The sequence below is a fragment of the Erythrobacter sp. MTPC3 genome, assembly GCF_042854385.1.
Classification (GTDB): Bacteria; Pseudomonadota; Alphaproteobacteria; order Sphingomonadales; family Sphingomonadaceae; genus Erythrobacter.
This window is the reverse complement of record NZ_BTGP01000010.1, coordinates 134,535-147,056: the sequence shown is the minus strand read 5'-3', so window position 1 is coordinate 147,056 and position 12,522 is coordinate 134,535. Positions and strand designations below refer to the sequence as shown.

The window sequence follows — 12,522 nt, the reverse complement described above, 5'->3', positions numbered from 1 at the left end:
TGTTACAAACCCCAAAAAATAGACAAACTGCCGATGATCAAACCCACCACGCCGAAAGCGCGAAGTGTTCGATTGCTCGGATTGTATCGTGGAGTGTATGCTTCCAACTCGCGCTTCTCTTCAAAATACGTCTCGGGCGCACCAGCCTCAATTTCCAATAGTCGTGCGTCGCGGTTCCTCACTGATTGTTTATGAAGCATGTTTGGGCGAATGATTGCGGGTATCGAGACCGCCAGCATTGTGACCCCTAATGCAATAAGCAATACATCAATGTCGCTCACCGCCGCCGCGCTCCCTTTCCTTGGCCCTTCTCATCCTCGAACAACTCCGCAAGCTGCTCCATGATCGTGCCGCCGAGTTGATCGACATCCATGATCGTCACGGCCCGCCGGTAATACCGCGTTACGTCGTGGCCGATGCCGATGGCGACCAGTTGCACGGGCGAGACGTTTTCGACCCAGTCGATCACTCCGCGCAGATGCGCTTCGAGATAGCCTGCGCTGTTTACGCTCAGTGTGCTGTCATCGACCGGCGCGCCGTCGGATATCACCATCAGGATGCGGCGTTCCTCGGGGCGGTGGATCAGGCGGGAATGCGCCCATAACAGCGCCTCTCCGTCGATATTTTCCTTTAGCAACCCTTCGCGCATCATCAGGCCAAGATTGCGGCGCGCGCGGCGCCACGGCTCATCGGCCTGTTTGTAGATGATGTGGCGCAAATCATTGAGACGGCCCGGCCCCTGCGGCTTACCATCGGCCAGCCATGCGTCGCGGCTTTGGCCGCCCTTCCATGCGCGCGTCGTAAATCCGAGGATTTCGGTCTTCACCCCGCACCGTTCCAGCGTACGCGCAAGAATGTCGGCGCTGATCGCGGCGATGCTGATTGGCCGTCCGCGCATCGAACCGGAATTGTCGATCAGCAGCGTGACCACCGTGTCTTTAAAATCGATGTCGCGCTCAACCTTGTAAGTCAGCGCCGTGCCAGGAGATACAACCACGCGCGACAGGCGGGCCGCGTCCAGAACGCCTTCTTCCTGATCAAAGTCCCAGCTGCGGTTCTGCTGCGCCATCAAACGGCGCTGGAGCCGGTTGGCTAGCCGCGTAACTACGCCTTGAAGGCCCGTCAGCTGGCTGTCGAGATAGGCGCGCAGCCGGTCCAGTTCCTCGCTATCGCACAGTTCGGGCGCTTCGATTTCTTCGTCGAACCGGTCGGTGAAAGCCTTGTAATCGAGGCTGTCGGGTATGTCGGATTGCGGGCGGTTCGGGCGCACCGGCGCGTTGGAGGCATCGCCGTCTTCACCCGGCTCGCCTTCCTGCATTTCCTCTTCGCCCGACATTTCGGTGTCGGTTTCACCCTCGCCCTCGCCCTCGGCCATTTCACCGGCCATTTCCGCGCTTTGCGGGTCGCCCTCGCCCTCTTCCTGATCGTCGCCGTTCTGTTCGTCTTCGGCGCCGTCTTCGTCCTCGCCTTCATCGCTGGCGTCGTCTTCGGGCGCGTCGGTCGGGCGGGTGAGGTCGAGTTCGCGCAGCATATCCAGCGTCAGTTTCTGGAATGCCTGCTGGTCGCCAAGAGTGTCGGACAGGGCGGCGAAGTCATCGCCAATCTTGTCCTCGATGAATTCCCGCACCATCGCCACGCCCGCCTGTGCGCGGTCAGGCACCGCTTCGCCGGTCAGCTGCTCGCGCAGCAACAGCGAAAGCGCGCTCTGGATCGGGACTTCACTGGAATTTTGAGCGCGGATGATGTCATCGCTGCTCAGGCGCAGCTCGGTCGCTGCATCCAGGTTCGATTTGATCCCGCCAAACCGGTTCGCACCCAGCGCCTCGTAACGGACCTGTTCAATCGCGTCATAGCAGGCCCGCGCCACCGGCTCTGGCGGCGCGTTCACCGCGTGCAGCCCGGCATTGTGGTGGCGGAGTTTGAGCGCGAAGCTATCAGCATAGCCGCGCGCCTCGGTCACTTGGTCGCCCGGCAGATCGCGTGCGGGAAGCGGGACGCGGAAACGATTGCCCGATGCGCCGGGCACATCGGCGCTCCACGCAACCTCTACCTCGGCATCTTTCGCGAGCGCGCGCGATGCACCGGTGAGAGCTTCCTTGAACTTATCGAGAGGGGTTTCTTCTGCCATTGCGAGACCAGATAGGGATTACAGGATGCTCTGTCCCGTCTTTTCCCAGTCGGCCATGAACCCCTCGATCCCCTTGTCCGTCAACACATGTTTGAACAGACCGTGGATCACCTTCGGCGGCGCGGTCATCACGTCTGCGCCGATTTTCGCGCTTTCCAGAACGTGGGTCACATGGCGCACGCTCGCGACCAGGATTTCGGTTTCATAGGCGTAATTGTCGTAGATCAGCCGAATGTCCTCGATCAGGTCCATCCCGTCGAACCCGTTATCATCGTGCCGCCCTACGAATGGCGAGATGAAAGTTGCACCCGCCTTCGCCGCGAGCAATGCCTGATTGGCGGAGAAGCACAGCGTCACATTGACCATCGTGCCATCTTCGGTCAGCGCCTTGCACGTTTTAAGCCCATCGACCGTCAGCGGCACCTTGATGCAGACATTGTCCGCAATCTTGCGCAGCACCTCTGCCTCTTTCATCATCGTTTCGTGATCGAGCGCGACCACCTCTGCGCTGACCGGACCATCGACGATCCCGCAGATTTCTTTCGTCACCTCCATGAAATCGCGTCCGGATTTTGCGATGAGCGAGGGATTGGTGGTCACGCCGTCCAGCAGGCCGGTCGCGGCGAGTTCTTTGATGTCCGCGATTTCGGCGGTGTCTACGAAGAATTTCATGGCGTCTTAGCTCCCAAGGCGCGTGTGTGATTCGCTGGGTGACGGGATGGCACAGGCACCCGCGAGAGGCCAGCGGCTGCGCTGTTCAACCTTCTGCTTTTCGACATGGGAACCGGTGTAGCGAGAAATGGTTATGGTATAATATCACAATCTTGCGGCATTTGATTGAATTGGGACGAGATAAAGATGCGTTTTCTGGCAATGTTCGGAGCAATGTGCGCGGCATTTATGGCGTTGCCTGCTGCTGCGGCAGAGGATGATTTTAACGTCTGGGGCGGGCAGTTCGTGTTCGTCGATATTGATGAAGAAGGCGATTGGTTCGTTCGCGCAGAAGCTCAGGAACGCCTCACGCAGGACGCCGACAGGTTGGGCCAATTGCTGCTGCGATCCTTCGTCGGATATCGTTTGAACGCGAAGACCACGATCGGCGGCGGCTACGCGTATATCCTGACCGATCCGGTTGGCCCGACCCAAATTAACGAGCACCGAACCTATCAGGAAGCAACATTCACGTTGATCGACAACGGCCGGGGTTTGCGCCTCACGTCGCGCAATCGTTTTGAACAACGCTTCTTCGAAGAGGGCGGCGACACCGGCCTTCGTTACCGCAACCAGATCCAACTGCGCGCGCCGATCAGTGAGCAAAACAGCCTGGTGCTTTACACAGAGCCATTCGTCGGAGTGAACGAAACCCGTTTTAACCGCGGCGGCGTGGCTGTCTGGCGCAATTTTGCAGGCGTTTCGGTCCCGCTGGCAGAGGGCGTGTCGTTCACGCCCGGCTATCTCAACCAATATGTCGTAAGAGACGGTGAAGACCGGATGGACCACATCATGGATCTGGGTGTCACGGCACGCTTTTAGATCAGCCTATATAGCTGTGCCAACGCCGAAGACACTGATGAGCATCGGATCGCCAGTTGCCTTCGGATCGGCACGGATGGCGGCTTCCTCGATCCCCATCTCGTTCCAGATCGCGTCGTCGACATTTCCGGCTAGCCGCTGAGCGATGCCGCTTACATTGGTGCCCGTCGCTGCGTTGATAAGCTGTCCGACAAGCGGGTCCGACGCAATACGGATCGCTTCGCCAAGTTCCGGCACCATTTCGTCAATCAAACGGCCGCCCAGCTCCCCGCGAAGTGCCTGAGTGGCAGCCTCCGGGCCGCCGCGCACCAGATCGACCGCGTTGGCGATTCCGATTGTTCTGACTGCTTCTGTCACGATCGGTGCGGCGCGGTACGACCCTTCGATGGCGATATCCGCAAACGCATCCTGAAGCCGGTCGGTGAACAGGGCCGAGGTCAATATTCGCGAAAGCACGTCGCCGCGGGTGCCCAGCAGATTGCCAAGGCCCAGCCGCGCAACCTGATCATCCCAATACCCGCCATCCTCGGTCAGGCGGGCAAAGGCGCGCTCGCTCGATAACAGCAGCAATCGGCGAACCGCCTCTGTCAGACTGAAACCGGGATAGGTCGAACAAGCGGGCAGTGCCAGGACGGCTGCGGCACCGATCCCGCCCTTCAGACCCGCCTTTATCAGCGCGCGCCGTCCCAAGGTCGAGGTATCAAGTCCGTTTATATCCATCATCGCTTCCTTGTCGTCTGGCACTTACCGGCCCCATATAGCAGCGGCACATGAACCGCGTCCGTCTTCTCGTCCTAAATGCCGCGCTCGGCCCGCTGGATTACAGCGTGCCCGACGGCGTCCAGGTCGTGCCCGGCCATGTCGTCATCGCGCCGCTTGGCCCGCGCACGGTGACCGGGATCGTGTGGGAAAGTGAACGGCTTCCCGGTAGCGAGGTTCCTGCCGAAAAATTGCGCCCAATCAGGGAAGTGGTCGCTGTTCCGCCGCTTTCTGCGCCGCTGCGCCGCCTGATTGAATGGACCGCAGACTATTACTGCGCCGCCCTCGCCAGCGTAGCGCGCATGGTGCTTTCCAGTGGCGGCGCGCTGGGCGGTCCGGCGACCATGACCGAATACCGGCTGAGCGGCGCGGAGCCATCTGGCCGCCTCACCGCGCAGCGCAAACAGGCGCTCGAAATGCTTGGCGGGCATCAGGGCACAATCAGGGAGCTTTCGGGGGCCAGCGAAGTATCCGAAGGCGTCCTTCGCGGAATGGTCGGCGCTGGTCTGATAGAGCCTGTGACGGTCGCGATCGACCGGCCCTATCCGCCAGCGGACCCTGATTTTGATCAGCCCGTTTTGTCCGATGATCAATTGCGCGTTGCAAGAACACTGGTGAAAGCGGTCGAGGCACGCAAGTTTGCACCCGTGCTGCTCGACGGCGTGACCGGGTCCGGCAAGACCGAAACCTATTTCGAGCCTGTGGCAGAAGCGATCCGGCTGGGCCGCCAGGTGCTGGTCCTACTTCCCGAAATCGCGCTCACGGAAAATTTCCTCGTCCGGTTCGAACAGCGGTTTGGCGCTGCGCCTGTCCTTTGGCATTCGTCGCTCAAATCGACAGAGCGGCGGCGCGCGTGGCGGGCCATCGCAAACGGCAACGCGCAGGTCATTGTGGGCGCGCGGTCGGCACTGTTCCTCCCCTACGCCAATCTGGGCCTGATCGTCGTCGATGAAGCGCACGAGGTCAGTTTCAAGCAGGACGAGGGCGTGCGCTACAATGCCCGCGATGTGTCGGTCATGCGCGCCCGCTTCGAACAAATCCCCGTGGTTCTGGCCAGTGCGACACCGGCGCTGGAAAGCCTGCATATGGCGCAGACGGGCACGTATGAATTGCTGGAGCTACCCAGCCGGTTTGGCGGTGCGCAGCTGCCTGCGATCAAACTGGTCAACCTGACCGAGGAAAAGCCGGGCGCCGGCAAATGGCTGTCGCAGCCGATAGTCGATGCTTTGGAAGAACGGCTTTCGCGCGGCGAGCAATCGCTGCTGTTCCTCAACCGCCGGGGTTACGCGCCGCTGACATTGTGCCGCAATTGCGGCCACCGGTTCCAATGCCCCAATTGCAGCGCATGGCTGGTTGAGCACCGGCTTTCCGCTCGGCTTTCCTGCCATCATTGCGGCCACGAAACCGGCGTGCCCGAAACCTGCCCGGAATGCGGCGAACCCGATTGCCTCGTCGCCTGCGGTCCGGGGGTTGAACGGATCGCGGATGAGGTGGCGGAGCTGTTCCCCGAGGCCCGCGTAGCGGTCGCCACATCGGACACGCTGGGCAACCCCGAACGCGCGGCGGAATTCATCGCCAAGGCTGAGGCAAAGGCAATCGATGTCATCGTCGGTACGCAGTTGGTAACGAAAGGCTTTCACTTCCCCGAGCTGACGCTGGTCGGGGTGGTCGATGCTGATCTGGGCCTAGAGGGCGGCGACCTGCGTGCTGCGGAGCGGACATATCAGCAGGTGGCGCAGGTTGCCGGACGCGCGGGTCGCGGATCAAAACCCGGTGAGGTTCTCATCCAGACGCGCCATCCCGACGCACCCGTAATCGCCGCACTGGCAGACGGCGACCGCGATGCCTTTTACGCCGCCGAAACAGAGGCACGCCGCGATGCAGGCGCGCCGCCATTTGGCAGGTGGGCGGCGATAATCCTTTCCTCCGAGGACGAGAAAGAAGCGCGCGAGGCGGCCGTAAGGCTGGGCGATACGCGGCCCGAGCTTGAAGATCTCTACATCCTCGGCCCTGCCCCTGCCCCGCTCGCCCTGCTGCGCGGACGATACCGCTACCGGTTCCTCGTGAACGCGCGCCGCAGCGCCAGCCTGCAAAAGGTGCTGCGCGACTGGATCGACGCGCATCAATTTGCGCCCGGCGTCAGGATCGGCGTCGATATCGATCCCTACAGTTTCGTCTGAGGCACAAAACCAGACGCTGCGCATTATCGCCGTATGGCCAGCAATCCGATACTCGTCCCGATCCTAGGCGATCAATTGACCCGCACACTCGCCTCGCTTCGGGGCCGGACCAAAGACGACACCGTCATCCTGATGATGGAGGTCTGGGATGAGGCGACCTACGTCAAACATCACAAGCAAAAAATTACGCTCATCTTTTCGGCGATGCGGCATTTTGCCGATGAACTCAGCGATGCGGGGTGGAGCGTCGATTACGTCAAACTGACCGATCCAGACAATTCAGGCAGCTTTACCGGAGAGGTCGCGCGCGCCGCTGAACGTCATGATCCGCGCGCCATCCATATCGTCGAGGCTGGCGAATGGCGGGTGCAGCAGCAGATTGAGGAATGGCCGGATAAATTCGCTTGCGAGGTCGAAGTCCTCCCCGATGACCGGTTTCTTTGCTCGCACGCCGAATTCAAGGACTGGGCCGAGGATCGCAAACATCTGACGATGGAGCATTTCTACCGCGAAATGCGGCGCAAGACCGGCCTGCTGATGAACGATGACGGCAAACCCAAGGGCGGCGAGTGGAACCTCGATAAGCTGAACCGTGAACCGCCCAAGGAGGAAATGAACCCGCCACCGGTCCCCAATTTCGACCCCGACGAAATCACCCGCGAAATCATGGATCTGGTCGCTGACCAATTCCGTGATCATTTCGGCGATCTGGAGCCGTTCCGCTGGCCGGTCACGCGCGACGATGCCGAAAAGGCCGCCGATGCGTTTTTTGCGCAGCGGATCGAGAAATTCGGCCCGTATCAAGACGCGATGGTCCACGGGTCCGACGACATGTATCATTCGATGCTGTCGACCAGCATCAACCTCGGCCTACTTGACCCGCTGGAGCTTTGCGAGCGCGCGGAGAAGGCTTACGAAGACGGCGCAGCTCCGCTTAACTCGGTCGAGGGATTTATCCGCCAGCTCATCGGGTGGCGGGAGTACATTCGCGGGTTCTACTGGCTGAAAATGCCGGGCCTCGCCAGCGATAACAAACTTAATGCGCAGCGCGCTTTGCCAGAGTTTTTCTGGACCGGCGAGACCGATATGCGCTGCCTGTCCGATTGCATCCGCTCGACCCGAGAAGATGCCCACGCCCATCACATTCAGCGGCTGATGGTGCTCGGCAATTTCTGCCTACTAGCAGGGATCAACCCTCGCGAGGTTCAGGACTGGTATCTCATTGTCTATGCGGACGCCTATGAATGGGTGGAGCTGCCCAATGTCTCTGCGATGATCCTTTACGCAGATGGCGGAGAACTCGCGACCAAACCCTATGCGGCCAGCGGAAATTACATCAACAAAATGTCCGATTACTGCAAGGAATGCCGGTACTCGGTCAGCAAGAAAACTGGCGAGGATGCCTGCCCGTTCAACCCGCTCTACTGGCATTTCATGGACCGCCACCGCGACCGGCTGGCAAGCAACCACCGGATCGGGCGCATCTATTCGAACTGGGACCGGATGGATAATGCGAAAAAGCAGGCGTATCTCGACAGCGCTCAAGGGTTTCTTGATCAGCTGGAACCTGCTGACAAGTCTTGGGCGCGCGGCTAGGAATTGTCGGTTAGATAGATGCGGTTTGCCTCGACATCTTCGATGAACATGCATTCTTCGCGGAAATTTTCGCGCAGCATCTCTAGCCTTGCCTGCGCCGAGGGGACTTGGGCTCTCACGGCCTCAAACCGCGCGTAATCCATCGACCAGTAATCCAGCAGAGCGCCATCTGCGTCGGTAACGATGCCGAACAGCGCCCCGCCCCCTCGACCCAAGGCCACCGCCTCAACCAACGACGCAAAGAAATTGAGCGATCCTGTCGCCGGCACGGGATCGGTGCCAAACCTTGCATTGCCAAAACCGGGTTGAGCAAGACTGGATCGAAGGCCGATGCGAACCTGTTCGGGCAATGATTGGGTGCGATCAGCGGGAAAGACATGGCGATTGACATATATCTGCCCAAGCGCGGGATCGATCGCGCCGTCACTGTTTAAGGGCCACGCCAGTATGTAACGGGGCGGAAGCACTTTGTAGCGAGGGTCTGCCAGACTTGGAGTAAACGAGCCTTCACTGCTAAATTCCCAGCGGATGCCTGACTGCGCGTAGAGCGTCCCGTCCTCATTCAGCTCAGCGTTTGCCCTTATCGTGCCGCCCACGATAGTGTATTCGAGCTGGCAGCTATAGCGGCTTATGATGGTCCGTTCTGCCGGAGCAGCCGCAGGCAGACCAACCGTCGCACATCCGCCGCAGGTCAAGATCGCCGTTACTGCCGTTGCTATTGCTGCCTTGAAATGCATCGGCCCCTTTCCCCCTCGCTTTTTTTGCTGCATCGCCGCTGCAACTTGAAGGCGGGCTTAACGCCGCCAACCGTTGAGAGGAAAGAATGCTCACCATCCATCACCTTCGTATTTCGCAATCCGAGCGGATCGTCTGGCTCTGCGAGGAACTGGGGCTCGACTACGATCTTAAACTCTACAACCGCGATCCTGAAACGCGGCTCGCCCCGCCAGAGTTAAAGGCGATCCATCCGATGCAGATCGCTCCGGTGATCGAAGATGGTGAGACGAAGCTGGGCGAAAGCGGTGCGATCGTCGAATATATCGTAGGCAAATATGCGCCTGATACCGCTCTGGTCCCCGGCCCGGATCATGCGGATTTCGCCGATCACCTGTACTGGTTCCACTTTGCCAACGCGACTTTCATGACCAATGGCATGATGCAGATCGCGGTGAACGCGGTGGGCGCGGATATGCCGCCGCCGCTGATGAAACGCGTGACCAATGCATGGGAGCAGATCGAAACTCGGCTGGGGGAAGCGGATTACTTTGGCGGATCGCAGCTAACCACAGCCGACATCATGATGGTTTTCCAGCTGACCACCAGCCGCGCCTTCAACGATATGACCATCGACCACATGCCCAATCTGAAAGCGTACCTGCAGCGCATCGGATCGCGCGAAGCCTATCAGAACGCCATGGCCAAATGCGAGCCGGGTTTTCCGCCGAAACTGGACTGACGCGCTGCGAACATACCTGTCCACAGCGCCTTTGTTAGCGTAGTCTCGCCAGCCCAGCATTTACCGGAGAAGAATTATGGAAAAGCGGCTTATTTACAGGTCGCAGCCATTTGGCTTCGACAATTCCATGCTGGCAGGCATTCTGTTGCAGGCCCGGCGCAACAATCCGCGCGATGACATCAGCGGGGCGCTGATCTGCCGCCATGATATCTATCTGCAATTGATCGAAGGCCCCGCGGACAAAATCGACGCACTCTTCGCCCGGATTGAGCAAGATGATCGGCACACCAATGTCCGCCTGCTGCTGGAAGAAGAAGCACACGAACGGATGTTCGCATCCTGGGCGATGCTGGATGATGAAGCGCCCTCAATCTTCTGGTCGGTCAGCGATGTCGATGCCGGAAAGATCGAAACTGCCAGCGAGGACGAACTGCTCGCTCCGTTTGTCCGGCTAGCTGAGGTCCACGCATCAGACACCTGAACCGCGCGCAAATGAACGCTCGCAATCCGCTTTCCAGGTAGTGGAACATCCGTCCGCGCCGGGGGTTGGTTTCCCGAAGGAGAAATCGATCATGAAGACCATCAATTCCGCATCAGCAAGTTATGAGGGCATGGGCAAGGATGGCAAAGGGCACGTCTCGACCAAATCAGGCGCTCTCGACAATCCCTACGGTTTCAAAACCCGGTTTGAGGACGCAGCAGGCACCAATCCCGAAGAGATGATCGCCGCCGCGCACGCCGCGTGTTTTACGATGGCGACGAGTTTCCAGCTGGCAGAAGCCGGTCACGAAAACGGCACGCTGCATACGACTTGTGACGTGACGCTTGAAGGTGACGGTGAGGGCGGCTTTGACGTCACCAAAAGCGCGCTGAAACTCACGGGAAAGCTGCCGGGCGTAACGAAAGAGGAATTCGAAGAGCTCGCCGCCAAAGCCAAGGAAGGCTGCCCGATCTCGAAGCTTTTCAATTGCGAGATAACGTTGGAAACCGAATTCGAAGGCTAACCAAAAGCGCGCGGGAATGATGGCTGCATCAGTCGTCGAAAGCCTCGCGCGCTGCCTCCTCAAGAGCTGCCATCGCGTCCCGCCACGGTGCGGGACCGTGGCTGATTCTGGCAACACCAAGTTCGTGAAGTTCGCGATTGCCTAACATACCGGGCAATCGCATCACGTTCACAGGCATAGCGATCGCTTGGCAAACCCTCCGGATCAATTCAGGATCGCTCAATCCGGGTATAAAAAAGCATCCTGCGCCGGCTTTCTGATAAATCTCTGCTCGCACAATGGCGGCTTCAACCAGATCGCTGGAATTTGGATTTTCTCCGGCCATCAAGGGGCCTAGAAAAATGTCGGTCCGCGCATTCACGAATAACCCTGCATGATCGAGTGCGGCGATCCGTTCAGCCTGCTCCTGCGGGTCGCGCAAGGACGAACTGCCGATAACTCGGTCTTCCAGATTGCAACCGATTGCGCCAGCGTCCCGCAACGCCTTCGCATTGGCAGCAAGTTCGACAAGACTGGACGCATAGCCGGTTTCGAAATCGACGGTCAGAGGCAGTGCGGTAGCTGCGGCGATCTGCCTCACAGTCTTTAGCAGGTCCGCAATCGGCAGCGCCTCTCCATCGTCCACTCCTTGGGCTCCCGTCAGCGACAGGCTGCCGGTGGCGACGGCCTTCGCACCGGCTTTGGCAACGGCGCGTGCGCTGCCCGCATCCCAGATGTTGAACAACACGAGCGGGGCGCTGCCGGTATGCAGCGCTGCAAATTCCGATTTTGTCATGATTATCCTTCGCCTTCGCGCTTCAGCAGTTCAGCTTTGATTTCCGGCCCGTAAGCGTATCCGCCGATTGATCCGTCCGCCTGCACCACGCGGTGGCACGGGATCAGCACTGCAATGTTGTTCGCGCCGTTCGCGCTGCCCACGGCGCGGCTTGCTTTTGGATTGCCAAGCATTGCCGCCTGTTCCCCGTAAGAGCGCGTCTCGCCAGCCGGAATCCGGCGAAGGGCCTCCCAGCAGCGCTGTTGAAACGCGGTGCCCTTCACGTCGAGCGGAATGTTCGCGCTATCTAGCGTGGGATCTTCGACGATGGCAGTGACCCTCTTGAACAATGCCTTGAATTGCTCACCAGCTTGCACGAGCCCAGCTTTGGGAAAACGTGCGCGCAGTTCCTCTTCGGCTTCGTTGAATGACAGGCAACACACCCCTTTATCCGTCGCGGCGACCAGCATCGCGCCCAGCGACGTATCGATCACGCTCCAATGGATGCGCACGCCCTTACCGCCATCGCACCAGTCGCTCGCCTGCATTCCCAGCCGTCCTTTCGTATCCTCGTAAAAGCGTGAGGGAGCGGAATATCCCGCCTGATAAAGCGCGTCGGTCACGTTTGCCCCGCCCTCCAATGCTTCACGCGCTTTCTCTTCACGCAGCGCCCGCGCAAATGCCGCAGGAGACAGGCCGACCGTGCGTTTGAACAAGCGCTGGAAGTGTGTCGGCGAATATCCGGTCAGGTCCGCCAATTGATCCAGTGTCATCCTGCCATCCGCACGGATCGCTGCGATGGCCGCCATAACGCAAGCTTCTTCCGCGCTTTGCGTATTGGGGGAACACCGTTTGCAGGCGCGCAGCCCCGCCGCCTCGGCTGCCGATGCGTCCAGATAAAAGCGCACGTTCTTTCGTAGAGGAGCGCGCGCTGGACATGAGGGGCGGCAATAAATGCCGGTCGAATGCACCCCGGTCACAAATGCGCCATCGAACCGGCGATCCTTTGCCATGGCAATCTGCCAGCGTTCATCATCGCTCAAAGTTTGCGGGGTCATCATGAAGCAGCTTTTTTCACAAGCGTGGTTACAGCGCATCCCGAAGCTTGCGGT

13 protein-coding genes are annotated in these 12,522 nt (G+C 59.7%); 6 read left to right on the top strand and 7 right to left on the bottom strand.

What is annotated here, in order from left to right:
• Window positions 1-2 precede the first annotated feature (2 nt).
• The 3 genes from ACGHU1_RS14075 to fsa are packed head-to-tail and all read right to left on the bottom strand — an operon-like array spanning window position 3 to window position 2,800.
• Complete coding sequence (locus ACGHU1_RS14075) at window positions 3-281, bottom strand: hypothetical protein (protein ID WP_390587948.1); 279 nt, start codon at window positions 279-281, stop codon at window positions 3-5.
• Window positions 278-2,128 carry a cobaltochelatase subunit CobT gene (gene cobT / locus ACGHU1_RS14070; RefSeq protein WP_390587947.1) on the bottom strand — a complete coding sequence of 617 codons (1,851 nt, stop codon included), beginning with the start codon at window positions 2,126-2,128 and terminating at the stop codon, window positions 278-280. The genes ACGHU1_RS14075 and cobT overlap by 4 nt, the downstream gene beginning before the upstream one ends.
• 18 nt (window positions 2,129-2,146) lie before the next feature.
• Complete coding sequence (gene fsa, locus ACGHU1_RS14065; protein ID WP_390587946.1) at window positions 2,147-2,800, bottom strand: fructose-6-phosphate aldolase; 654 nt, start codon at window positions 2,798-2,800, stop codon at window positions 2,147-2,149.
• A 186-nt stretch (window positions 2,801-2,986) separates the two neighbouring features.
• Between fsa and ACGHU1_RS14060 the strand changes: the two genes are divergently transcribed.
• Window positions 2,987-3,661 carry a DUF2490 domain-containing protein gene (locus tag ACGHU1_RS14060; protein WP_390587944.1) on the top strand — a complete coding sequence of 225 codons (675 nt, stop codon included), beginning with the start codon at window positions 2,987-2,989 and terminating at the stop codon, window positions 3,659-3,661.
• A 6-nt stretch (window positions 3,662-3,667) separates the two neighbouring features.
• Here ACGHU1_RS14060 and ACGHU1_RS14055 read toward each other — a convergent pair whose 3' ends face one another.
• Window positions 3,668-4,405, bottom strand: a complete 738-nt coding sequence (locus ACGHU1_RS14055) for a DUF4197 domain-containing protein (protein WP_390587942.1) — start codon at window positions 4,403-4,405, stop codon at window positions 3,668-3,670.
• A 26-nt stretch (window positions 4,406-4,431) separates the two neighbouring features.
• Between ACGHU1_RS14055 and ACGHU1_RS14050 the strand changes: the two genes are divergently transcribed.
• Both ACGHU1_RS14050 and ACGHU1_RS14045 read left to right on the top strand, forming a co-directional pair.
• On the top strand, window positions 4,432-6,600 hold the full coding sequence (locus ACGHU1_RS14050; protein WP_390587940.1) for a primosomal protein N': 2,169 nt from the start codon (window positions 4,432-4,434) through the stop codon (window positions 6,598-6,600).
• A gap of 33 nt (window positions 6,601-6,633) precedes the next feature.
• Window positions 6,634-8,196, top strand: coding sequence for a cryptochrome/photolyase family protein (locus ACGHU1_RS14045; RefSeq protein WP_390587938.1), 1,563 nt, complete (start codon window positions 6,634-6,636; stop codon window positions 8,194-8,196).
• Here ACGHU1_RS14045 and ACGHU1_RS14040 read toward each other — a convergent pair.
• Window positions 8,193-8,933 (bottom strand): hypothetical protein, encoded by a 741-nt coding sequence (locus tag ACGHU1_RS14040; protein ID WP_390587936.1) that lies wholly within the window; start codon window positions 8,931-8,933, stop codon window positions 8,193-8,195. The two genes, ACGHU1_RS14045 and ACGHU1_RS14040, sit on opposite strands and share 4 nt — an antisense overlap.
• Before the next feature lie 86 nt (window positions 8,934-9,019).
• Between ACGHU1_RS14040 and ACGHU1_RS14035 the strand changes: the two genes are divergently transcribed.
• The 3 genes from ACGHU1_RS14035 (at window position 9,020) to ACGHU1_RS14025 (ending at window position 10,656) form a co-directional block, all read left to right on the top strand.
• Window positions 9,020-9,652, top strand: coding sequence for a glutathione S-transferase family protein (locus tag ACGHU1_RS14035; RefSeq protein WP_390587934.1), 633 nt, complete (start codon window positions 9,020-9,022; stop codon window positions 9,650-9,652).
• Window positions 9,653-9,728: 76 nt separating this feature from the next.
• The gene (locus tag ACGHU1_RS14030) at window positions 9,729-10,133 is read left to right on the top strand and encodes a BLUF domain-containing protein (protein WP_390587932.1); all 405 of its coding nucleotides are present in this window, start codon (window positions 9,729-9,731) and stop codon (window positions 10,131-10,133) included.
• Between the two features lie 91 nt (window positions 10,134-10,224).
• Window positions 10,225-10,656: an OsmC family protein gene (locus tag ACGHU1_RS14025; protein ID WP_390587930.1), complete on the top strand. Its 432-nt coding sequence runs from the start codon at window positions 10,225-10,227 to the stop codon at window positions 10,654-10,656.
• Between the two features lie 28 nt (window positions 10,657-10,684).
• Here ACGHU1_RS14025 and ACGHU1_RS14020 read toward each other — a convergent pair whose 3' ends face one another.
• Window positions 10,685-11,431, bottom strand: coding sequence for an isocitrate lyase/phosphoenolpyruvate mutase family protein (locus ACGHU1_RS14020; protein ID WP_390587929.1), 747 nt, complete (start codon window positions 11,429-11,431; stop codon window positions 10,685-10,687).
• Window positions 11,432-11,433: 2 nt separating this feature from the next.
• Window positions 11,434-12,468: a bifunctional DNA-binding transcriptional regulator/O6-methylguanine-DNA methyltransferase Ada gene (gene ada / locus ACGHU1_RS14015; RefSeq protein ID WP_390588037.1), complete on the bottom strand. Its 1,035-nt coding sequence runs from the start codon at window positions 12,466-12,468 to the stop codon at window positions 11,434-11,436.
• Between the last annotated feature and the right edge of the window lie 54 nt (window positions 12,469-12,522).